This is a genomic window from Roseateles subflavus (assembly GCF_030285365.1).
Lineage (GTDB): Bacteria > Pseudomonadota > Gammaproteobacteria > Burkholderiales > Burkholderiaceae_C > Roseateles_B > Roseateles_B subflavus.
This window is the reverse complement of the sequence record NZ_JASVDS010000001.1, coordinates 212,901-233,889: the sequence shown is the minus strand read 5'-3', so window position 1 is coordinate 233,889 and position 20,989 is coordinate 212,901. Positions and strand designations below refer to the sequence as shown.

At 71.9% G+C, this 20,989-nt stretch carries 20 protein-coding genes; 14 read left to right on the top strand and 6 right to left on the bottom strand.

All coding sequences use genetic code 11. From position 1 onward, the window contains the following. Nucleotides 1-2: 2 nt before the first annotated feature. Complete coding sequence (locus QRD43_RS01010; protein ID WP_285980605.1) at nt 3-884, bottom strand: LysR family transcriptional regulator ArgP; 882 nt, start codon at nt 882-884, stop codon at nt 3-5. A 119-nt stretch (nt 885-1,003) separates the two neighbouring features. On the opposite strand from QRD43_RS01010, the gene QRD43_RS01005 reads away from it, so the two are divergent. Both QRD43_RS01005 and QRD43_RS01000 read left to right on the top strand, forming a co-directional pair. Further along, the gene (locus QRD43_RS01005; protein WP_285980604.1) at nt 1,004-1,624 is read left to right on the top strand and encodes a LysE/ArgO family amino acid transporter; all 621 of its coding nucleotides are present in this window, start codon (nt 1,004-1,006) and stop codon (nt 1,622-1,624) included. 66 nt (nt 1,625-1,690) lie between these two features. After that, entirely contained in the window at nt 1,691-2,653 is a 963-nt protein-coding gene (locus QRD43_RS01000) for a DMT family transporter (protein ID WP_285980603.1), read from the top strand. Nucleotides 2,654-2,674: 21 nt separating this feature from the next. Here the strand turns inward: QRD43_RS01000 and pssA are convergent, their stop codons facing one another. Continuing rightward, the gene (gene pssA, locus QRD43_RS00995) at nt 2,675-3,292 is read right to left on the bottom strand and encodes a CDP-diacylglycerol--serine O-phosphatidyltransferase (RefSeq protein ID WP_285980602.1); all 618 of its coding nucleotides are present in this window, start codon (nt 3,290-3,292) and stop codon (nt 2,675-2,677) included. 303 nt (nt 3,293-3,595) lie between these two features. Here pssA and QRD43_RS00990 point away from each other — a divergent pair, with 303 nt between their 5' ends. From QRD43_RS00990 to QRD43_RS00955, 8 genes are all read left to right on the top strand, one after another. Beyond that, nucleotides 3,596-4,237 carry a hypothetical protein gene (locus tag QRD43_RS00990; protein ID WP_285980601.1) on the top strand — a complete coding sequence of 214 codons (642 nt, stop codon included), beginning with the start codon at nt 3,596-3,598 and terminating at the stop codon, nt 4,235-4,237. A gap of 15 nt (nt 4,238-4,252) precedes the next feature. Next, nucleotides 4,253-4,576 (top strand): hypothetical protein, encoded by a 324-nt coding sequence (locus tag QRD43_RS00985; RefSeq protein ID WP_285980600.1) that lies wholly within the window; start codon nt 4,253-4,255, stop codon nt 4,574-4,576. After that, nucleotides 4,566-5,495, top strand: a complete 930-nt coding sequence (locus tag QRD43_RS00980; protein WP_285980599.1) for an HprK-related kinase A — start codon at nt 4,566-4,568, stop codon at nt 5,493-5,495. Before QRD43_RS00985 ends, QRD43_RS00980 begins: the two co-directional genes overlap by 11 nt. Beyond that, the gene (locus tag QRD43_RS00975) at nt 5,495-6,595 is read left to right on the top strand and encodes a nucleotidyltransferase domain-containing protein (protein ID WP_285980598.1); all 1,101 of its coding nucleotides are present in this window, start codon (nt 5,495-5,497) and stop codon (nt 6,593-6,595) included. Before QRD43_RS00980 ends, QRD43_RS00975 begins: the two co-directional genes overlap by 1 nt. A 110-nt stretch (nt 6,596-6,705) precedes the next feature. Beyond that, nucleotides 6,706-7,122 carry an FKBP-type peptidyl-prolyl cis-trans isomerase gene (locus QRD43_RS00970; RefSeq protein WP_285981522.1) on the top strand — a complete coding sequence of 139 codons (417 nt, stop codon included), beginning with the start codon at nt 6,706-6,708 and terminating at the stop codon, nt 7,120-7,122. Nucleotides 7,123-7,199: 77 nt separating this feature from the next. Then, on the top strand, nt 7,200-7,703 hold the full coding sequence (locus QRD43_RS00965) for a PH domain-containing protein (RefSeq protein ID WP_285980597.1): 504 nt from the start codon (nt 7,200-7,202) through the stop codon (nt 7,701-7,703). After that, nucleotides 7,696-9,291 carry a PH domain-containing protein gene (locus QRD43_RS00960; RefSeq protein WP_285980596.1) on the top strand — a complete coding sequence of 532 codons (1,596 nt, stop codon included), beginning with the start codon at nt 7,696-7,698 and terminating at the stop codon, nt 9,289-9,291. Before QRD43_RS00965 ends, QRD43_RS00960 begins: the two co-directional genes overlap by 8 nt. A gap of 56 nt (nt 9,292-9,347) precedes the next feature. Next, a complete protein-coding gene (locus QRD43_RS00955) occupies nt 9,348-10,274 on the top strand; it encodes a class I SAM-dependent methyltransferase (RefSeq protein ID WP_285980595.1) in 927 nt (308 codons plus the stop codon). Between the two features lie 15 nt (nt 10,275-10,289). Here QRD43_RS00955 and QRD43_RS00950 read toward each other — a convergent pair whose 3' ends face one another. Beyond that, nucleotides 10,290-10,682, bottom strand: coding sequence for a DUF779 domain-containing protein (locus tag QRD43_RS00950; protein WP_285980594.1), 393 nt, complete (start codon nt 10,680-10,682; stop codon nt 10,290-10,292). 81 nt (nt 10,683-10,763) lie between these two features. Then, nucleotides 10,764-12,284, bottom strand: a complete 1,521-nt coding sequence (gene exaC, locus QRD43_RS00945) for an acetaldehyde dehydrogenase ExaC (protein ID WP_285980593.1) — start codon at nt 12,282-12,284, stop codon at nt 10,764-10,766. Between the two features lie 349 nt (nt 12,285-12,633). On the opposite strand from exaC, the gene QRD43_RS00940 reads away from it, so the two are divergent. The 4 genes from QRD43_RS00940 to fghA all read left to right on the top strand — a co-directional run bounded on the left by QRD43_RS00940 (nt 12,634) and on the right by fghA (nt 17,671). Further along, on the top strand, nt 12,634-14,562 hold the full coding sequence (locus QRD43_RS00940; RefSeq protein ID WP_285980592.1) for a sigma-54-dependent Fis family transcriptional regulator: 1,929 nt from the start codon (nt 12,634-12,636) through the stop codon (nt 14,560-14,562). Between the two features lie 74 nt (nt 14,563-14,636). Further along, complete coding sequence (locus tag QRD43_RS00935; protein ID WP_285980591.1) at nt 14,637-15,614, top strand: hypothetical protein; 978 nt, start codon at nt 14,637-14,639, stop codon at nt 15,612-15,614. 85 nt (nt 15,615-15,699) lie between these two features. Beyond that, nucleotides 15,700-16,806 (top strand): S-(hydroxymethyl)glutathione dehydrogenase/class III alcohol dehydrogenase, encoded by a 1,107-nt coding sequence (locus QRD43_RS00930; protein WP_285980590.1) that lies wholly within the window; start codon nt 15,700-15,702, stop codon nt 16,804-16,806. A gap of 7 nt (nt 16,807-16,813) precedes the next feature. Next, a complete protein-coding gene (gene fghA / locus QRD43_RS00925; RefSeq protein WP_285980589.1) occupies nt 16,814-17,671 on the top strand; it encodes an S-formylglutathione hydrolase in 858 nt (285 codons plus the stop codon). Between the two features lie 46 nt (nt 17,672-17,717). On the opposite strand, the gene QRD43_RS00920 is transcribed toward fghA, so the two are convergent. Together QRD43_RS00920 and QRD43_RS00915 are read right to left on the bottom strand one after the other, a co-directional pair. After that, nucleotides 17,718-19,418 (bottom strand): alkaline phosphatase family protein, encoded by a 1,701-nt coding sequence (locus QRD43_RS00920; protein ID WP_285980588.1) that lies wholly within the window; start codon nt 19,416-19,418, stop codon nt 17,718-17,720. Between the two features lie 112 nt (nt 19,419-19,530). Further along, a complete protein-coding gene (locus tag QRD43_RS00915) occupies nt 19,531-20,982 on the bottom strand; it encodes a DUF4124 domain-containing protein (protein ID WP_285980587.1) in 1,452 nt (483 codons plus the stop codon). Nucleotides 20,983-20,989 lie beyond the last annotated feature (7 nt).

Below are 20,989 nucleotides of genomic sequence, written 5' to 3'. Positions count from 1 at the left end.
GCTCAGCGCAGGCCGCGACGCGCGGCGTCCAGCACGGCCTGCGTCACCGGCTCCAGCAGCGGCCAGGCCTGGGCCGTGGCCTGCCAGAACAGCGGCACGGACAGCGGCGCCTCGCTCAGCGTCTGCAGCACGCCCTGGTCCACCTCCGCCTGCACGAGGCTGCGCGGGCACATGCCCCATCCCATGCCGCTGCGGCAGGCGGCCAGGTAGACGTCGTTCGAGGGCAGCCAGTGGCAGGGCAGGGGCGGCGTCGCGGCGAGCACCTGCGCGACCCAGCGCGACTGCAGCTGGTCCCGCCGGTCGTAGCTGAGGCAGGGCGCGCGCGTCAGGGCCTCGGCGTGCAGTCCCGCGGCGAAATGCTGATGGACGAAGGCCGGCGTCGCGACGGCCAGGTAGTCCATGCACCCGAGGGGCACGCTGCGACAGCCGGGCAGGGGGTCGGCCAGCGCGGTCACGGCCGCCAGCACGTCGCCCTGGCGCAGGCGTTCGGCCGTGTGGTCCTGATCCTCGAGGCTGAGGTCCAGCAGCCAGCGCTGGCCCGAGAGCGCCACCGCCGCCGGCATGAACCAGGTGCTGAGGCTGTCGGCGTTGACGGCGAGCCGCAGGCTGCGCAGGCCGCCCTCGGCCGCCTGGGGGGGCAGGCTGGCGAGCAACTCGCGCTCCAGCAGTGCCACCTGCTCGGCATGGCGGCACAGCTGCAGGCCGGCGGGCGTGGCGCGGCAGGGGCTGTCGCGGATCACCAGCACCTGCCCCAGCCGCTGCTCCAGGAGCTTCACCCGCTGGGAAATGGCCGACGTGCTGAGATGCAGGCTGCGGCCGGCCTTCTCGAAGCTGCCCTCGCGGACGACGGCAGCCAGGGCATGGATGAGGGGGTAGTCGAGCATGGCGGGGCGGGATTCGGGCGAAGCCGGACACGGCGCTCCGGGCCTTCGTTCAGCGGCGCTGAAGCGGCTTCAGGAAGTCTAACTGGCCGCTGTGCGCCGGTCCGGGCATGCTGCGCGGCATGACTTCGATGGCCGTCTATCTCCAGGGTCTGGTCCTCGTGGCCGGCCTGATCGTCGCCATTGGCGCCCAGAATGCCTTCGTGCTGCGCCAGGGCCTGCTGCGGCGCCATGTGGGCCTGGTCGTGCTGTTCTGCGCGCTGGCCGACGCCCTGCTCATGGCGGTGGGCATCTGGGGGCTGGGCGCCCTGGATGCTCGGCTGCCGGGCGTGACGCAGGCGCTGCGCTGGGCGGGCATCGCCTTCCTGCTCGCCTATGGCCTGCGGGCGCTCGCGCGCGTCGCCCGGCCGGCGGGGCTGGAGGCGGGCGGGGGCGGGGGCGGGGGCGCTTCGGCGGCGGGCACGCTGGCCCAGGCGGCGGCCTTCACACTGCTCAATCCGCATGTCTACCTGGACACCGTGCTGCTGGTGGGTGCCATCGGCACCGCCCAGGCGCCGGCCCAGCGCCCGCTGTTCTTTCTCGGCGCGGTCAGCTGCAGCCTGCTGTGGTTCGCCGGCCTGGGCTACGGGGCCCGTCTGCTGGCCCCACTCTTCGCGCGGCAGCGGGCCTGGCAGGTCCTGGATCTGCTCCTCGGGCTGATGATGCTGGCCCTGGCCTGGGGGCTGTGGCGCGGGGGCGTCTGAGCGCCGGGCGGCCGCGGCAGCAATCCTGTACAAGCCCGCGGCGGGTGGGGCCGGCATGATGGCGGCATGTGGACAGGTGTTCTTTTCGCGCTGGCGGCCGGGCTCATGTGGGGCCTGGTCTTCGTGGCCCCGCAGATGCTGCCGGAGTATCCGGCCGCCCAGCTCATGGCCGGGCGCTACCTGGCCTTCGGGCTGATCGCGCTGCCCTTGGCCTGGATGGACCGCCGTGCGCTGCGGGAGCTGGCGGCGGCGGACTGGTGGGCGGCCCTGCGGCTGAGCGCCATCGGCAACTTTCTCTACTATCTGTGCCTTGCCGCGGCCATCCAGCGGGCCGGCGGGCCGCTGCCGACCATGATCATTGGCACGTTGCCGGTGCTCATCGCGCTCGTGTCCAACCACCGCAACCGCATGCGGGACGGGCGTCTGCCCTGGGCGCAGCTGGCGCTGCCGCTGTTGCTCATCGCCGCGGGGCTGGTCTGCGTCAACCAGGTCGAGCTGCAGGCGCTGGCACGCTCGTCGGCCACGGCCGAGGCGAGGATGGCAGCCTATGTGCAGGGCGGCCTGCTGGCCCTCGGGGCCCTGGCCTGCTGGACCTGGTACCCGATCCGCAACGCCGACTGGCTGCGCGCGCACCCGGACCGCAGTCCGCGCGCCTGGGCGACGGCCCAGGGGCTGGTGACGCTGCCGCTGTCAATCATGGCCTTCGCCGCGCTGGTGCTGCTCCGGCAGGGCGGGCAGATCGAGGTCGAACTCCCGCTCGGGCCGCGCCCGCTGGCCTATGCCGGGCTGATGCTCGCCATCGGCTTGCTGGCGTCCTGGGCGGGCACGCTGTGCTGGAACGAGGCCAGCCAGCGTCTGCCCACGGCTCTCGTGGGCCAGCTGATCGTGTTCGAGACGCTGGCCGCCCTGGCCTACGCCTTCCTGTGGCGGGCCGAGTGGCCGGCGCCGCTGACCGCGCTGGGCATCGCCCTGCTGGTGGCCGGCGTGCTGGGGGCGCTGCGGGTGCGGCCGCAGCCCGGCGTGCACTGACGCCCGCGGCGCCGGGCGGCGTCAGATCTTGGGAATGCGGATCCGGCTGACCATCAGCGAGCCGGACGCCAGGAACAGCAGGGCCAGCGGATGGAAATTGAAGCCGCCGATCTCCAGGCGGCCGCCCCACATCTGATCCCCCAGGGCGCCCTGGGCGGCAGCCACCCACAGCAGGATCACCAGGACGAGCGAGGTGGGGATGGGCGTGCCCTCGAAATACTTGACCTTGTCGCCGCCCTCGGAGAGCTTCTCGGCGGTGATGTTGAAGCGCGCCAGACGGGAAACGCCGCAGGCGACGAAGAAGACCAGGATGATGCGGTCATAGAGTCCTTGCATCCCGCAGCCATAAGCGATAGCTGCCGGCGCGACGCCGAAGGAGATGACGTCGGCCAGCGAGTCCAGCTCCCGGCCCATGGCGGAGCTTTTCTGGCGCCAGCGGGCGATGCGCCCGTCCAGGATGTCGAAGACCAGGGCGGCGGGAATCAGGCCGCAGGCATAGAACAGATGCAGGACCTCGCGGGTCTGCAGGTAGGTCATCACCGAGAACAGGGCGCCCATGCCGCAGAAGGCGTTGGCCAGGGTGAACCAGTCCGCCAGGTGGAACTCGCGGATCATGGAGAAGGGTTTGGGTCGGTTCATGGCAGCAAGAATACAGGAGCCCGCGAGCCCGCCACCCCGGGGGCCGCGCGCCCGGGGCGTCAGGCGTGGGCCGGTCAGCGTCCCCCGTTTGAGCGGCCTGCGATGTCGCTGGCGGCCCCCCCTGGATGCGCGGGTCGGGCATCCAGGCTGCTTGCGATAGTGTCAAATACAGGGCCATTGGCAGGCTGGCCGTGCATGCCGCTGCGCTCCGGCGCATCGAGAGCGGCCCTGCCGGCGGCCACCGGACACCGTCCGGGCCGCACCGGTTTTTTCAATGAGTTCTCTGGACTGTAGAGGTTCGTTATGGACAAGCAGCGTTCGACCCCCGACCAGCAGGCAGCACGGGACCCCCTGACGGCGACCCGCAGCCTGTCTGCCGAGGCGCTGGCACGCCGTCGCATGCTGCTCAAGAGCGCGGGCACGGGTGGCGCAGCCACGCTGGCGGCCCTGGCGCCCATGCGGGCGATGGCCGGTGGCGTCACGCTGGCCGTCTGCAGCAGCGCCAAGACGGGCAAGGCCGTGATCTGCACCATCTCCGGCGTGCAGTCTTCCGCCCACTCCTTCCATGGCGAGACCTACCCCAACGCCTGGGGCTACAGCCCGGGCTGGTGGGGCCAGACCACGACCTCGAACGGCCTGACGGTGCCCCGCCGGACCTGGCCCTGCAGCTGCAACGTGACGGTGGGCTCCATCCTCATCCGCGCCAGCTCGTCGACCAAGAACCTGACGCTGCTGAAGCTGATGTCCGACCCGACCTACGCCTCCACCCCGGAGCGTCACTGGCTCAATGCGTATCTCAATGCGCTGGCCTACGAGACGAACACCGGCTGGGCCGTGGGCCGCACCGGCTATGCGTTCCCGTACAGCTCGACGGACGTCATCAACTACTACCTGACCAACAACCAGGCGGCCTACGACTTCTTCGTGAAGTACCTGGAGAAGTAAGCCATCGCCCCCAGCGTGGCAGATCCGGCCTGGTCGCCCGCCTCCGCAAGGGAGGGGTGCTGGTCCCTGCCGCCGCTGGCCGAGCTCCACTGGCGCAGCTGGGGCGAGGACTGGGTGCTGTTCGACAACGGCAGCGGCCAGACGCTGCAGCTCGATGGGCTCCTCGCCGCCGCGGTGATGGAGATCGAGCAGGCCCCCGCCACACTGACGGACCTGCAGCACCGCCTGCCCTTGCTGCTGGAGCGCCCGCTGCCCGACGAGTTCTGGCCGGGCCTCGTCCAGGGCCTGGGCTTTCTCGTCGAGCAGGGCCTGCTGAGACACTCCCCGCATGAAGCTTGAGCAGCTGGCGCCGGCCGACTTCCGCACCCGGCTGCACCGGGGGGACCTCGTCCTGCAGGCGGGAGTCTTCCGCTACCGCCTCCAGAGCCCGCTTGCGCAGATCGAGCAGGGCCTGTGGCAGCTCTATGGCGGCTACCCCTGCCTGCCGCCGCAGAGCTTCGCCGACTTCCCCTTGCAGCTGGACCATGGCCGCGGCCTGCACCGCTGGTGGCGGCGCCAGGTGCGCTTCAGCTCCGATGGCGAGCGCCCCTTCGAGCCGCTGCCGCAGTCCCACGCCTTCGCCCAGATGGAATGGGCGATGAACTGGTGCGTGAGCATGCGCGCCCACCAGTACCTGATGCTGCATGCGGCCGTGCTGGAGCGCGGCGGTCGCGCCCTGGTGATGCCTGCGCCGCCCGGATCGGGCAAGAGCACGCTGTGCGCCGCCCTGACGCACAGCGACTGGCGGCTGATGACCGACGAGCTGTGTCTGGTGGATCTCGCCGACCGCCGCATCCATGCCGCCGCCCGGCCGGTGAGCCTCAAGAACAACTCGCTGGACGTCATCCGCCGCTATGCGCCGCAGGCCGTGTTCGGCGCGGTGACGCGGGGCACGACCAAGGGCGATGTGGTGCACATGCGCGTGCCGCAGGCGCATGTCGAGCGCATGCAGGAGAGCGCCAGCCCGCGCCTCGTCATCTTCCCGCGCTACGCCGCCGGCGAGCCGACGCGCCTCACGCCGCTGCCCAAGGCGCCGGCCATGATCGAGCTCGGCAAGAACGCCTTCAACTACCTCGTCCTCGGCCTGCAGGGCTTCGAGGTGCTCGGGGCGATGCTGGAGCGCTGCGACTGCTACGAGCTGCGCTACTCCGACCTTCATGACGCCATTCCGCGCCTGAGCGATCTGCTCGACGGCCTGCCTGAGCCGGAGGCTGCTTGATGACGGCCCCCACGATGCCCTTGCTGCGCCTGCTGCTGGAGGGGACGCTGCCCGCGGGCTTCGAGGGCCGGGACTGGGAACGCCTGCTCGGCCAGGCGCGTGGCGGCCGTCTGCTGGGGCGCCTGGCCTGGCGGCTGCAGGCGCAGGGTCTGATGCCGCAGCTGCCGGCGCAGGTCCGGACCGCGTTGGAAGCCAGCCTGCGGGTGCTGGATCGGCATCGCCACGAGGTGCGGCACGAGCTGCTGGCGGTGCGCGAGGCCCTGCAGCCGCTGGGCCAGCCGGTGCTGCTGCTCAAGGGGGCGGCCTACCTGCTGGCCGAGCTGCCGCCGTCCCGGGGGCGCAGCTTCTCGGACATCGACCTGCTGGTGCCCGAGGGCCAGCTGGCCGCGGTGGAATCCGCGTTGATGGCGCATGGCTGGATCAGCGAGGAACGCCAGGCCTACAACCAGCGCTACTACCGCCAGTGGATGCACGAGATCCCGCCGCTGCGCCATGTGCAGCGCGGTTCCGTGCTCGACGTCCACCATGCCATCGCGCCGCGCAGCTCGCGCTTCCACAGCCCGGGCGACGTCCTGATTGCCGACTCGCTGCCCATCGGCGCCAGCGGTTTCCGCCGGCTTCAGCCGGTCGATCTTGCCCTGCACAGTGCCCTGCACCTGTGCCTGGACGGCGAGCTGGACCACGCCTGGCGGGATCTGCTGGACCTGCACGACTTGCTCGGCTTGCTGCCCGGCACCGACGACGAGGCCCGTGCCGAGGCGCTGCTGGCGCGGGCGGCGGCGCTGAAGCTCCTGCCGGTGCTGGCACAGGCGCTGGCGCCGTTGTGCGCCGTCCAGCCGGCGAACGCCCTGGTGCACCACCTGTCCCGGGGGCTGGAGGTGACGCTGCCGGGGTGGCAGCAGCAGGCGCCGGCCCGATGGATGTGCACCGCGCTGGGGCTGGAGGCCGACGCCTCCGCCGCGCGCCGCCGCCGGGCCGCCACCCGGCTCTACTGGCGCGCGCACCTGCTGCGCATGCCGCTGCACCTGCTCGTGCCGCATCTGGCCCGCAAGGCCTGGATGGGCCTTCGCGAGCGGTTCCGGACGGCCGACCCGAGCTGACGCGGGTGGCGCGCAGGTGGGCGAACTCCGGAACGTCCCGTCTTGGCGGACCGGCCCGCTTGCCGCATGATGCGCCGCATTCCGACACTCCCTCGAAGACCTCCATGAAGATGCCTGCCCGCCGCCTGATGCCCCTTGCCGCCCTGCTGGGCCTCGCGCTGTCCTGGACCGCGGCCGTCGCCGCCGAGCCTGTGACGACGGCCACGGGCCTCGTCTACCAGGAGCTGGTGGCCGGGACCGGTGAGCAGCCCACGGCCGCGGACAAGGTGCGGGTGCACTACGTCGGCACCTTCGCGGACGGTCGCGAGTTCGACAGCTCCGTGAGCCGCGGCCAGCCGGCCGAGTTCCCGCTGGGCCGGGTGATCAAGTGCTGGACCGAAGGCGTGCAGCGCATGAAGGTGGGCGGCAAGGCCCGCCTGACCTGCCCGGCCTCGATCGCCTATGGCGAGAAGGGGGCCGGCGGCGTGATCCCGCCTGGCGCGACGCTGTATTTCGACGTCGAGCTGCTGGGCGTCACCAAGCCCTGAGCCGACCCGCTGCCGAGACCGGCACCGACGACCCCACGGGCCCGACCGAGGCCCGCTGATCCTGAGGAGCACGACAGATGAGTGGCATGGCGGAGGGCCGCGCCGCACGGGCGCTGGGCAAGATGGAGGCCCTGCGGCTGCTGTGGCAGCTGCGTGCCGCGCTGTGGATGGGCGTGGTGCTGGGAGGCGGGCTGATCGGCCTGCTGTCGCTGCTGGATGAGGCCTGGCCCTGGTCCTGGCTGCTGGCCAGCGCCTTGGGCGTTGCGCTGCTCAGCCTCGGCGTGGGGGCGCTCTTCGGCGCCTGGCGCTTCCGGGCCTACGGCGCGGCGCTGCAGGTCGGCGAGGGCCTGGTGCTGCGCAGCGGGGTGTGGTGGCGCACCGAAAGCTGGGTGCCCATCGCCCGGCTCCAGCACCTGGACCTGCAGCAGTCGCCGCTGGAGCGGCTCTGGGGCATGGCCCGCCTCGAGCTGCACACGGCCGGCCAGCACGACCACAAGACCGCCGTGCACGGGCTGCCGCTGGCCGAGGCGCAGGCGCTGCGCGAGTCCCTGATGCCGCGCGTGCAGGGTCAGCATGAATGAGGCGCAGGACCCGGGCCGCAAGGGCCAGGCGGACGCACTGACGACGGGCCAGTGGCAGCGGCTGCACCCGCTGTCGGCGCTGTTCGTGGCGGCGCAGCTCCTGCGCCACGTGGCGCTGCCCGTGCTGGCGGCCGTCGTCTTCGGACGCGGCTCGGGCTGGGAGGTCTGGGCCGCGGTGCCGCTGGGCTTCACGGCGATCTGGTCCGTGCTGCAGGCCAGCCGCTACCGCTACGCCCTGCAGGGCACGGAGCTGGTCATCCACGAGGGCGTGCTCGGGCGCCGCGTGCGCCACGTGCCGCTCGCGCGCATCCACAACACGAGCCGCCTGCGCAAGCTGCCGCACCGCCTGCTGGGCGTGGTCGAGGTGCATCTGGAGTCCGCCGCCGGCGGCAAGCCTGAGGCGGTGATGAAGGTGCTGGGCCTGCCGGCGGCGATGGCGCTGGAGGAGGCGCTGAAGGGCGCCGGGCGGACGGTCCCGGCCGAGGCTTCACCGCCCGAAGGCGCGACGCCGGCCCCCGCCGTGTCCACCGCGGCAGCGCCTCGCCTGCTGCATCGCCTCGCCCCGCTGGACATCCTCCGGCTGGGCCTCATCTCGAACCGCGGCATGGTGGTCGTGGGCACCGTGTTCGCGGCGGTCGCGCAGAAGCCAGAGCTGCACCGGCGCTTCTTCGGCTGGCTGTCCGTGCCCACGGCCTGGGCGCGCGATGCCTTCAAGCGGCTCTTCGAGAGCGGGCACTGGCTGTGGCTGGCCGCGGAGATCGCGCTGCTGGTGCTGGCCTTCCTGCTCTTCGTGCGCCTGCTCTCGGTGGTGCTCGCCTTCTTCCGCTACCACGGCTTCCGCCTGGAGCAGGACGGCGAGAAGCTCCTGATGCATCGCGGCCTCAGCACCCAGGTGACGGCGTCGGCCCGCCTGCCGCGCCTGCAGCGCTGGGAGCTCGTGGAAACCTGGCTGCACCGCCGCTTCGGCCGCTGCCGTCTCGCGGTCAGCGTGGCGGGGCACGATGCGCATGACCACGACCACGGGCTCGATGCCAGCGGCCGTTTTGACGAACTGGCCCCCATCGCGACGCCTGCCGAGGCGCATGCCTTGCTGCAACGCTGCCTGCCAGCGCTGGACTGGGCCGGGCTGCGCTGGCAGCCGCTCGCGCCCCAGGCCTTCTGGCGGCAGCTGTGGGGCGCCGGGCGCTTCCTGGCTGTCGCGCTGCTGGCGATGGTCGGCGTGGAGCTGGGGCTGGGCGGGCCGATCGGCGCAGCCGGGCTGGCCGGTGGCGCGGCCGTGCTCGCCCTGGGCCTGACCGCCTACTGCCGCGCCTGGGTCCGCTTCGCGGCCTACGCCGAATGCGGCGAGCTGCTGCTCTTCCGTCACGGCGTGCTGACGCGCCGCTGGGTGGTGGTGGCCGGGCCGCGCCTGCAGCAGCTGAGCCTCTACAGTTCCGCCCTGGACCGCAGCCTGGGCCTGTGCCACCTGCGCGGTGACAGCCAGGGCAGTTCGAAGACGAGCCGTGCGCTCGACATCCCCTGCCTGCCGGTGGCGCAAGCCGAGCGCCTGCGCGAGCGGCTGTGGCAGCAGGTGATGCAGCCGTACTGACGCCCCGGTGCCCGGCCTTGCGCCGACAATGCCAGGCTTTGCGCTCCCGATCGCCCATGCAAGCCCTGCTCGACACCCTCGCCACGATGGCGCTCCCCGCCGACGCCGGCCGCCTCTTCCACGGCCGCGGGGGCCGGCATCCGGGCTGCGAGCACTGGGTGCTGGACTGGTTCGAGCCGGTCTTCGTGCTGACCAGCTTCCAGGCCGTGCCGGCGTCGGAGGTGGCCGCCGTCGGCGAGGCGCTCGCGGCCCGCTGGGCGCAGATCGCGCCCGGGCAGGCGCTGAACTGGGTCTTCCAGTGCCGGCAGGAGCACCAGGTCGAGACGCACCTGATGGCCGGCAGCGTGCCCGAGCCGCATGTCGTGAGCGAGCAGGGGGCGCGCTACGCCGTGCACGTGCTGAAGGGCCAGAACCACGGCCTCTTCCTCGACATGGCCGAGGGCCGGCGCTGGGTGCGCGGGCGCGCCGAGGCGCAGCCGGGCCTGCGCGTGCTGAACCTCTTCGCCTACACCTGCGCCTTCTCCGTCGCGGCGCTGCAGGGTGGGGCGGCCGAGGTGATCAACGTGGACATGGCGTCCGGGGCGCTGTCCATCGGGCGCCGCAACCATGAGCTCAACGGGCTGGACAAGGGCCGCGCCAGCTACCTGGCCCACGACATCTTCAATTCCTGGGCCAAGCTCAAGCGCGGCGGGCCCTACGGCCTCGTCATTCTGGACCCGCCGAGCTTCCAGAAAGGCAGCTTCGTGGCGACCAAGGACTACGCCCGGCTGATGCGCCGCCTGCCGGAGCTGCTGGCGCCGAGCGGTGAGGCGCTGCTGTGCCTGAACACGCCCAAGCTCGACACGGCCTTTCTGAAGGACCAGATGGCCGAGCTGGTGCCGGACCTGCGCTTCGTCGAGCGACTCGCCAATCCGCCGGCCTTCGCCGACGCCGACCCGGAGCGCGCGCTCAAGGTGCTCGTCTACCGCGCACCGGCGGCCTGAGCCGGCGTCCCGGCCTCAGGCCAGGTCCCGCTCGACCTGCGCCGCGATCTGCGCCCATTCCTCGTCGGTGAACAGCCGCGAGCGGGTGTGGAAGGCCAGGCCGGTCGAGCCCTCCAGCGAGAAGGTGCCGCCGTGGCCCTCGATGACGTCGAGGATCAGCTGCGTGTGCTTCCAGTACTCGTATTGCAGCTTGCCGATGTAGAACGGCACGCCGCCGACCTCGCCGAGGTGCACGTCCTGCGCGCCGATGGTGAGGTCCGTGGGCAGGTAGCAGTTGGCGGCGCTGTTGTCGCAGCAGCCGCCGCTCTGGTGGAACATCAGCGCCGGGCCGTGCTCGGCCTGCAGCCGGCGGATGAGGTCCAGCGCGGCGTCCGTGGCCACGACGCGGGGAGGGTCGGTGTCAGCCATGTCGGGCTCCCGGAGTTCGTCAAGGACACAGGGGAGCGGATCGCTCCGCTCCCCTGGCTCACGCGATGAGCGAGTCCGGCATCAGAAGAAGCCGAGCTTGTTCTCGCTGTAGCTGACCAGCAGGTTCTTGGTCTGCTGGTAGTGGTCCAGCATGTCCTTGTGGGTCTCGCGGCCGATGCCCGATTCCTTGTAGCCGCCGAAGGCCGCGTGCGCCGGGTAGGCGTGGTAGCAGTTGGTCCAGACGCGGCCGGCCTTGATGGCGCGGCCCATGCGGTAGGCCACGTTGCCGTTGCGGCTCCACACGCCGGCACCGAGGCCGTAGAGCGTGTCGTTGGCGAGGGCCAGGGCCTCGGCTTCGGTCTTGAAGGTGGTCACGGCCAGCACCGGGCCGAAGATCTCCTCCTGGAAGATGCGCATCTTGTTGTGGCCCTTGAAGACCGTCGGCTGGATGTAGTAGCCGCCGGCCAGCTCCCCGGCCATCTGCGCGGGCGAGCCGCCGATCAGCACTTCGGCGCCTTCCTGGCGGCCGAGGTCGAGGTAGGACGTGATCTTGGCCATCTGCTCCTTGGAGGCCTGGGCGCCGATCATGGTGTCGGTGTCCAGCGGGTTGCCCTGCTTGATGGCGGCGATGCGCTCCAGGCAGCGGCCCATGAACTTGTCGTAGATGGACTCGTGCACCAGCGCGCGCGAGGGGCAGGTGCAGACCTCGCCCTGGTTGAAGGCGAAGAGCACCAGGCCCTCGATGGCCTTGTCGAAGAAGGCGTCGTCCGCATCGGCCACGTCGGCGAAGAAGATGTTGGGCGACTTGCCGCCCAGCTCCAGCGTGGCGGGGATGAGGTTGTTGGCCGCGGCCTGCGCGATCACGCGGCCCGTGGAGGTCGAGCCCGTGAAGGCGATCTTGGCGATGCGCTTGCTGGTGGCCAGCGGCATGCCGGCCTCGCGGCCGAAGCCGTTGACCACGTTCAGCACGCCCGGGGGCAGCAGGTCGGCGATCAGCTCCATCAGCACCAGGATGCTTGTGGGCGTGGACTCCGCCGGCTTGAGCACCACGCAGTTGCCCGCGCCCAGGGCCGGCGCCAGCTTCCACGCCGCCATCAGGATGGGGAAGTTCCAGGGAATGATCTGCCCGACCACGCCCAGCGGTTCGTGGAAGTGGTAGGCGACCGTGTGCTCATCGAGGTCGGACAGCGCGCCTTCCTGGGCCCGCACGCAGCCGGCGAAGTAGCGGAAGTGGTCCGAGGCCAGGGGGATGTCGGCGTTGAGCGTCTCGCGGATCGGCTTGCCGTTGTCCACGGTCTCGGCGTAGGCCAGCAGCTCCAGGTTGGCGTCGATGCGGTCGGCGATCTGCAGCAGGACGTTGGCGCGCGCGGCGGGCGCGGTCTTGCCCCAGGCATCGGCGGCGGCGTGGGCGGCGTCCAGCGCCAGCTCGATGTCCTCCGCGGTGGAGCGCGCGGCCTGCGTGTAGACCTGGCCGGTGATCGGGGTGATCACATCGAAGTACTGGCCCTTGACGGGCTCGCGCCACTGGCCGCCGATGAAGTTCTGGTAGCGGGTCTTGTACTGGACCTTGGCGCCGGGGGTGCCGGGGGGGGCGTAGATCATGCTTGTCTCCGAAAAGGTGGCCTGTCGAAGGCTCGAGGGTGTGGCAGTGGTGGTGCTCGGTCGCGGCCGGCTCCGCCCCTGCCTTTGCAAGGGCGATGCCAGCGGCGCGCCCACCCGCTGCCAGGGCGCCAAGTGCTTGATATGGCTGACTATTTGCGGGCCACCGCGGGTTTTCCTCGGGGGGGGTGAGGCCCGCGCAGGCTGTCACGCCTGTCCGCCCGGTGTCAGCGACACCTGTCACTAATTGCGACACTCGCGCAGCCGTCTGTCGGCTCGCCGCGGCGCGGGCGTCCAGGCCTCCTAGACTCCACGCCACAGACCGCGGGCCCACCCGCGCACGGAGACAAGCATGCGTTCCCACCCCCTCGTGCCGGCGCAGCAATTGCGCCAGGCCCGGCAGCGGCTGACCGAGCAGGGCCTCGCCGCGTCCCCCGGCGTCGATGCGCTGCTGGCGCGCTCCTGGCAGCGCAGCCTCACGGCCGGGCTCTCGCCCATCGGCCGCCTGCATTGCCAGGACAACCTCGTGGGCCCGGCACTGCAGCGCAGCCGCGCGCTGAGCCATGAGCTCATCAGCCACTCCGAGCCGGTGATGGAGCACCTCTTCGAGCAGGTGCGGCACAGCCACAGCATGGTCATCCTGGCCGATCCGCAGGGCGTGCTGATGCACACCCGCGGCGATCTGGACTTCCTCAGCAAGGCCGAGCGCGTGGCCCTGACCTGCGGCGCGAGCTGGGCCGAGTCGCAGCGCGGCACCAATGCCATCGGCACGGCCCTGGCCGAGGCGCAGGAGGTGGAGATCCACGGCGCCGAACACTACCTGGAGCGCAACGGCTTCCTGACCTGCGCGGCGGCGCCCATCTTCTCGGCCCAGGGCCAGCTGGCCGGCATCCTCGACATCTCGGGCGAGCAGCGCAGCCGCCATCCGCACACGCTGGGCCTCGTGGGCACCGCGGCCCGGATGATCGAGAACAGCCTGGTGATGGCCAGCTGCCGGCATCAGCTGGTGCTGCAGTTCCATGCCAAGGCCGAGGGGATCGGCTCGGTGGCGCAGGGCCTGCTGGCCTTCTCGGAGGACGGCTGGCTGGTCGGTGCGAACCGGCGGGGCCTGGCCCTGCTGGGACTCGGCGCGGTCGACCTGCAGCGGACGGCCTGGGCGCAGCTGTTCGAGCGCGCGCTGCAGGCCTGGCTCGGCAGCCTGCGTCAGTCCGGCGGGCGGCCGCTGCAGCTGCGGACACAGCGGGGCGAGGTCTTCTACGGGCAGCTGCAGGGCCGTGGGCCGACGGTCGTGACGATGGGCTCTGCCCCGACCGCCCGGGCGGCATCGCCGGAACCGGTCCGTGCCGATGCGCTGCAGCGCCTCGACAGCGGGGACCTGCGCTGGCGCGCGGCGGCCGACAAGGCCCGTCGGGTGCTCGGCAAGGACATCCCGCTCCTGATCCTCGGCGAATCCGGCGTGGGCAAGGAGCTCTTCGCCAAGGCGCTGCACGAGGTCAGCACGCGGCGCGGCAAGCCCTTCGTCGCGGTCAACTGCGCGGCGCTGCCGGAGTCGCTGATCGAGTCCGAGCTCTTCGGCTACGCGCCCGGCGCCTTCACCGGCGCGCGCAGCCAGGGCTCGCCCGGGCGCCTGCGCGAGGCCCAGGGCGGCACGCTCTTCCTCGATGAGATCGGCGACATGCCGCTGGCGCTGCAGACGCGCCTGCTGCGGGTGCTGCAGGAGCGCGAGGTGCAGCCGCTGGGCGGCGGCGCGCCCGTCGCCCTCGACGTGCAGCTGCTGTGCGCCACGCACCAGTCGCTGGCTCAGGCCGTGAGCGAGGGCCGCTTCCGCGCGGACCTCTACTACCGCATCAACGGCCTGGCGCTGCAGCTGCCCGCGCTGCGGGAGCGTACCGACCTCGACGCGCTGGTCGACCGCGTGATCGAGTCCCTCGCGCCCGACCAGGGCCTGGCCCTGGAGCCGGACCTGCGCGAGGCGCTGCGGGCCTACGACTGGCCCGGCAACCTGCGCCAGCTGCACCAGGTGTTGCGCACGGCCGTCGCGCTGCTGACGCCGCAGGACAGCCGCATCGGCTGGGCGCATCTGCCGGACGACCTCGTGGCCCCGCTGCAGCAGCGCGTCGCCCGGCCCGTGCGGCCGGCGCAGAACCTGCGCGAGCTCTCCCAGCAGGCCATCGCCCAGGCATTGGAGAACACGCGCGGCAACGTCTCGGCGGCGGCGAGGCAGCTGGGCATCGCACGGCAGACGCTGTACCGGCGGCTGCAGGCGGGGGCCGCTGACTAGAATTTCGCCCCAGGGCCCGGCCGGCATCCCAGCGCCGCGAGGCCCAGAAGAACAACGATCCTGCCGAGGGACCCATGAACATCACCCGTCGCCATCTGGCGCTCGGCGGCATGGCCGCTGCCGCACTGCCGCTCCTCTCTGCCTGCAAGACCGTCGGCGAACTTCAGCCCGCGGAGATCCCGCCCGCCGATCGCGTGGAGACGCGCCAGCCCTTCGGCGCTGTCGATGTGCTCGTGATCGCCAGGCCCGAGATGCAGTCCAAGCTGGACTGGTTCGGCAAGCCCGTGGGCACCGTCGCCGGCCGGGCCGAGATGAACAGCAAGCTGGAGCGCACCATGCAGGAGCTGCGCAGCGAGCTGCAGGACGTGATGTACGCCGGCGGGCTGCCCGGCGTGGTCACGCTGGACCCTCGGCGGGCCAGCCCCGGGCGCACGCACGTGCTCCTGATCCTGCCCACCGAGGCGTCGCTGACGCGCACCGGCAGCACCACCAACTTCGGGACCGCGGTGGAGATGCGCCTGCTTCAGGTCGCCGACCGGCGCACCGTCTGGCGGGGCCAGTCCGTGCTGAACGGCGGCCCCCGGGACCGCAAGCTGGCGCAGGAGCTGCTGGCGCAGCTGAAGGCCCTCGAGGTTCCCATGACCCCGCGCCCACCCCGGCTGGCGACCGTGGAGGGCCTGGCCGTGAAGCTGGGCGACCCGCTCGCGTCCGTGCAGGCTGCGCTGGGGCCGGAGGCCGAGTTGAAGGTGGAAGGCGGCATCACGACGCTGCATGCCGTGGGCATCATGGCGCAGTTCGATGCGCAGGGCGGCCTCTTGATGCTGCGCCTGCGTCCGCCCGCCACGCCGAGCATCCGTGGCGTCCGCCTGGGCCAGCGCTGGTCGGAGGTCCTGCAGATCCTGGGCGAGCCCGACAGCCAGATCGGCGGCAGCGCCCTGAGTCCTGCCTTGCCGCCGCTGAACGCCGAGTACCGCGGCCAGGGCCATCGGCTGACCGTTCTGATGGAGATCGGTGGCGGGGTGCGCGAGATCCGGCTGAACGTCCAGCGCTAAGTCCTTCCGGATCCCTCGCCACGGGCGGACCGCCGATCGCCTACAGTCTGACCTCCGACAGATTCCCGCGAGCAGGAGATCCCTCATGAAGACACGCGCCGCCGTGGCCTGGCAGGCCGGCCAGCCCCTGAGCATCGAGACCCTGGACCTCGCCGGCCCGCGGGCGGGCGAGGTGCTCATCGAGGTCAAGGCCACCGGCATCTGCCACACGGACTACTACACGCTGTCCGGCGCCGACCCCGAGGGCATCTTCCCCGCCGTGCTGGGCCACGAGGGCGCCGGCGTGGTGGTGGACGTCGGTCCCGGCGTGACCTCGGTCCGCAAGGACGACCACGTCATCCCGCTCTACACGCCCGAGTGCCGGCACTGCAAGTTCTGCCTCTCGCGCAAGACCAACCTCTGCCAGCTCATCCGCGGCACGCAGGGCAAGGGCCTGATGCCGGACGCCAGCTCGCGCTTCTCGCTCGACGGCAAGCCGGTCTTCCACTACATGGGCACCAGCACCTTCAGCAACTACATCGTGGTGCCGGAGATCGCCGTGGCCAAGGTGCGGCCCGACGCGCCCTTCGACAAGATCTGCTACATCGGCTGCGGCGTCACGACCGGCGTGGGTGCGGTGATCTTCACGGCCAAGATGGAGGCGGGCGCCAACGTCGTGGTCTTCGGCCTCGGCGGCATCGGGCTCAACGTCATCCAGGCGGCAAAGATGGTCGGTGCGGACAAGATCATCGGCGTGGACATCAACCCGGCCCGCGAGGCCATGGCGCGCCAGTTCGGCATGACGCACTTCATCAACCCCAAGGAGGTGGAGAACGTGGTCGATGCCATCGTGCAGCTGACCGATGGCGGGGCGGACTACAGCTTCGAGTGCGTGGGCAACACGACGCTGATGCGTCAGGCGCTGGAGTGCACGCACAAGGGCTGGGGCCGCAGCATCATCATCGGCGTGGCCGAGGCCGGCGCCGAGATCAGCACGCGGCCCTTCCAGCTCGTGACGGGGCGCAAGTGGGAGGGCTCGGCCTTCGGCGGCGCGCGCGGCCGCACCGATGTGCCGAAGATCGTGGACTGGTACATGGAGGGCAAGCTGCGCATCGACGAGCTCATCACCCACCGGCTCAAGCTCGAGGACATCAACGAGGGCTTCGACCTGATGAAGCGCGGTGAGTCCATCCGCTCGGTCGTGCTGTACTGACGCCGCGATGACGTCCGAGCTGCGCCTCCTCTCCGAGCATGCCTGCTTCGGCGGCCTGCAATGCTTCTTCGAACATGACGCCGAGTCCACCGGCACGCCGATGCGCTTCGGCGTCTACCTGCCGCCGCAGGCGGCGAAAGGGCCCTGCCCGGTGGTGTTCTACCTCGCCGGGCTGACCTGCACGGAGGAGACGTTCGCGATCAAGGCCGGTGCCCAGCGCGAGGCCGCGCGCCTTGGGCTGATCCTCGTCTCGCCCGACACCAGCCCGCGAGGCACGGGTCTCGAGGGGGCGGACGCGGCCTGGGACTTCGGCCACGGCGCGGGCTTCTACCTCGACGCCACCGTGGCGCCCTGGGCGTCGCACTTCCGCATGGAGCGCTACATCACGCAGGAGCTGCACGCGCTCGTCACCACCTGCCTGCCGGTGCTGCCCGGGGCCGTCGGTCTCATGGGCCACTCGATGGGCGGCCACGGCGCGCTGACGCTCGCGCTGCGCCACCCGGGGCAGTACCGCTCCGTGTCGGCGCTGGCGCCCATCGTGGCCCCCAGCCAGGTGCCCTGGGGCCGCAAGGCCTTCGCCGGCTATCTCGGTCCCGACGAGGCGGCCTGGGCGGCACATGACGCCTGTGCACTCATCGCAGCCGGTGGCCGCCTGCCGCCGCTGCTGGTGGACCAGGGCCTGGCGGACAAGTTCCTGGCCGAGCAGCTGCAGCCGGAACGGCTGGAGACCGTCTGCCGCGAGGTGGGGCAAGACCTGACCCTGCGCCGTCACAGCGCCTACGACCACGGCTACTACTTCGTGGCCAGCTTCATCGCGGAGCACCTGCAGCACCACGCCAGGCTGCTCGCGCCGGGCAAGGCCTGACCAGGCCCGGCGCCGGCTGCCGGGCCGTGGCTGAGGCGCGCCGGCCTCAGCGCGCCAGGCCGGGCACTGGCAAGACCTGACCCTGCGATTGCTTCGGCGCGGGCAGGCGCAGGATGCGCGCCAGCGTCGGGGCGATGTCCGCCACGGCCACGGGCTGCGTCACCTCGCCCTGGCCCCACCAGGCCGGGCCCCAGGCGAGGATCGGCACGTTCGTGTCGTAGCGGTAGGGCGAGCCGTGCGTGGTGCCGGTGGTCTTGCTGCTGATCATCCAGCCCGGCTTGACGACGATCTGCAGCGGCGCCGCCGTGTCGGGATGCCAGGACAGGCGCATGCGCGCCAGGAGCTCGGGCGCCGGCCCGTTGCCGGCCAGCTGGGCGCGGGTGAAGGCGGCGGCAATGCCGGGCACCTGCTCGGCCAGCCGGGCCGCGGCGGCATACACGGCCTCGGGGTCCAGGCCGCGGGCCTGGATGCGGGCCTCGTCGAACAGCATGCCCGTCGCCGACCAGTGCGTGACCCACGGGCCCTCGCCGAGCTGCGCCGCCAGACCGTCGTTGACCGCGGCCATGAGCGTCTTGAGCGGCACCCGGCCGGCGTCCCGCCCCTGCGAGCGCGCCCATTCCGGCGTGTCCATGAAGCCATGGTCGGCCGTCAGCACCACCATGTAGCGGTCCCGTCCCACGCGCTCGTCCAGCGTCTGGAAGAAGGCCTGCAGGTAGCGGTCCAGGTGCAGGAAGTGGTCGTGCGAGAGCCGCGACTCCGGCCCGAAGGCGTGGTTGACGTAGTCGTGGCTGGAGAGGCTGACGCTCAGCAGGTCGGGCACGCCGTCCTCGCCCAGGTGCTCGCCGGCAAGGGCGGCGCGGGCGAAGTCCAGCGTGAGCTCGTCCGCGAAGGGCGAGGGCAGCAGGTTGGCCCAGAAGGCCGGGCCGGGCGCCGCCAGGCCGCCGTCCACCACGGCGGGGAGGCGGTTGCCGTTGCCACCGGTGGACTGCCAGGGCTGGCCGTCCGGCACCGAGCGGTCGTAGGCCTGCTCATCGTCCAGCAGCGGGGTCCAGCGCCGGCCGAAGTAGCGGTCCGCCGGATGCGCGTTGTTGAAGGCCTTCGCCCAGGCCGGCAGCTCGGGCAGGTAGTAGGAGCTGGTCGAGAAGCCGCCGCTGCTCTGCATGTAGACATAGGCCATGCCCAGGTGGCCGGTGGGCAGGATGGCGCCGCGGTCCTTGCCCGAGATGCCGATCATGCGGGCCTCGGGATGCACCGTGCGCAGCACGTCGCCCACGGTTTCCACGCGGTAGTTGCGCGGGCTGGTGCCGGCCAGGTGGGGCGTGGGGTGATCGAGGTAGTGGTGCGCCGGGTCGTCGGTGTTGTAGCGCTCCTCGCGCGTGAGCGGGTCCACCCATTCATTGCCGATGATGCTGCTCTGCTTCGGGTAGGCGCCGCTGAGCATCACCGAGTGGCCGGCGGCCGTCACGGTGTAGCCATGGCCGTGGTGAGCGTCGGAGAACCAGCGGCCGCGGTCCAGGAAGCGCCGGAAGCCGTCGGGGGCCAGCTGGTCCCGGTAGGCCAGGACCTGGCGCATCGGCAGGCCGTCCACGGCCATGAAGACCACGAGGCGCGGCGGGGGCGGGGCATCGGCCGGTGCCCGCGTCTGCAGGGGGGAGCAGGCCTGCAGAGCGGCGACGCAGAGGATCGCGCTGAGGCGGGCGGCGCCCGCCAGGGCGCGGTGAGAGGGGCGGAGGCGACGGGTCGGCATGGACGGGGTGATCGCGGAGCGGGGGCGCGCAGTATCGCCGACAGCTCACGTCGGCATCCCCGCGCGCCCGGGCGCCGCGCTCAGGCGGCGCCCGGCCGTGGGGATGCCGCCCTCACTCGGGGGCCTTGAAGGTCAGCTGCGCGCGGTTGGTCGCGACCTCGTAGGTCCAGATGTGCGTCACCGCGCCCTTGACCATGCGGAGGATCGCGACGGCCTTGCCACGGGCCACCACGCTCAGGCCGTCGATGCGGCTGTTGTGGCGGTCGTAGGTGCTGTCCAGGTCGGGCAGGAGCTTGGCCACCGAGCGCACGCTCTCCAACTGGCCCTGGCCGTTGAAGAACACCAGCTCGGCCGCGTTGGACATCGAGACGTAGCCGCCCGTGTCCGGGTTGAAGGCCAGGCCCATGAGGTCGCGGTCCTGCAGCGAGCGCGCGCCCAGCCAGGTGCGCTTGCGCGTGTCGTAGCGGTAGAAGTGACCCTCGCCGCCGAAGGAGACGATGGCGAGGATGCCGGTGGCGGGGTCCAGCGCCAGACCGTTGCCCCAGGACAGCGGCGGCAGCTCCTTGGACGGTGGGAGCGGCGTCCAGCCCCCGGCGAGACCGCGCGGGTACCAGCGCAGCTCGCCGCCGTTGCCATGCAGGGCGAAGGCCTCCTGGCCGTCCTCGCGCAGCGCGACGGCCTGCGTGCCGCCGCTGCTGCGCAGGGGCGCTTGCTGCGGCTTGCCGTCCGCGGGGCCGGCATTCGTCCAGGCGATGCGACGACCATCGGCGCTGACCAGATCGAAGCTCATCGGCAGGCGCGGCGCCTCGGGGCGGACGCCTTCCCGCGTGAGCGCGGGGTCCGCCGGGAACGGCCCCTTCACCGTGACGACGCCAGGCAGGGTGTAGTCGCCGTTGAAGGCGACCGCCGCCTGCACGCCGTAGCGGGCGTGCAGCTTGCCCAGCAGCTGCCGGAAGTTGATGTTGGCCGTCTCGATGGCATGGGGCAGCTCGTCCTGCGCCACGGGCACCTCGGGCGGGGCCTGCACGCTGGAGCGCTGCTGGTACGACGAGACCAGGACCGCCTTGATGCGGGTGCCCGGCGTGGGCAGCACACGCCATTGCACCGGCAGGTAGGAGCTGAGCACCAGCAGCACCGGGCGCGTCGGGTGGGTGATGTTCACGGCGGTCTGCTGGCTGCTGGCCTGGTAGCCGGAGACAACGATGACGTCCGTGCCCTTGCCCCAGGTGGCCGCCTCCTGGGCCGTGGGGGCCGGCAGCTTCACGCGGGGCGGCGCGGGGGGAGCCGGCGCTGCCGGGGGAGCCTCGGGCGGGCCGTCGCCGTTCTTGCCCGGCTCGCCGGGCTCGGTGACGGGGGGCTCGCCCAGTCGCGGGGCCGCCTGGCCACCGACGAAGCGCGTGTCCAGCTCCACGCGCCGGGTCGTCTGGGCGTCCGTGCAGGGTAGGGACTGGTAGGCGACCTTGCCGTGGGGGTCCGTGCAGCGGTAGACGCTGCCCTGCGCCAGGGCCGGGAGGCTCAGGGACAGGGCGAGGCCGGCCAGAAGGGGGGCGATGAAGCGAGGCATGGGCGGC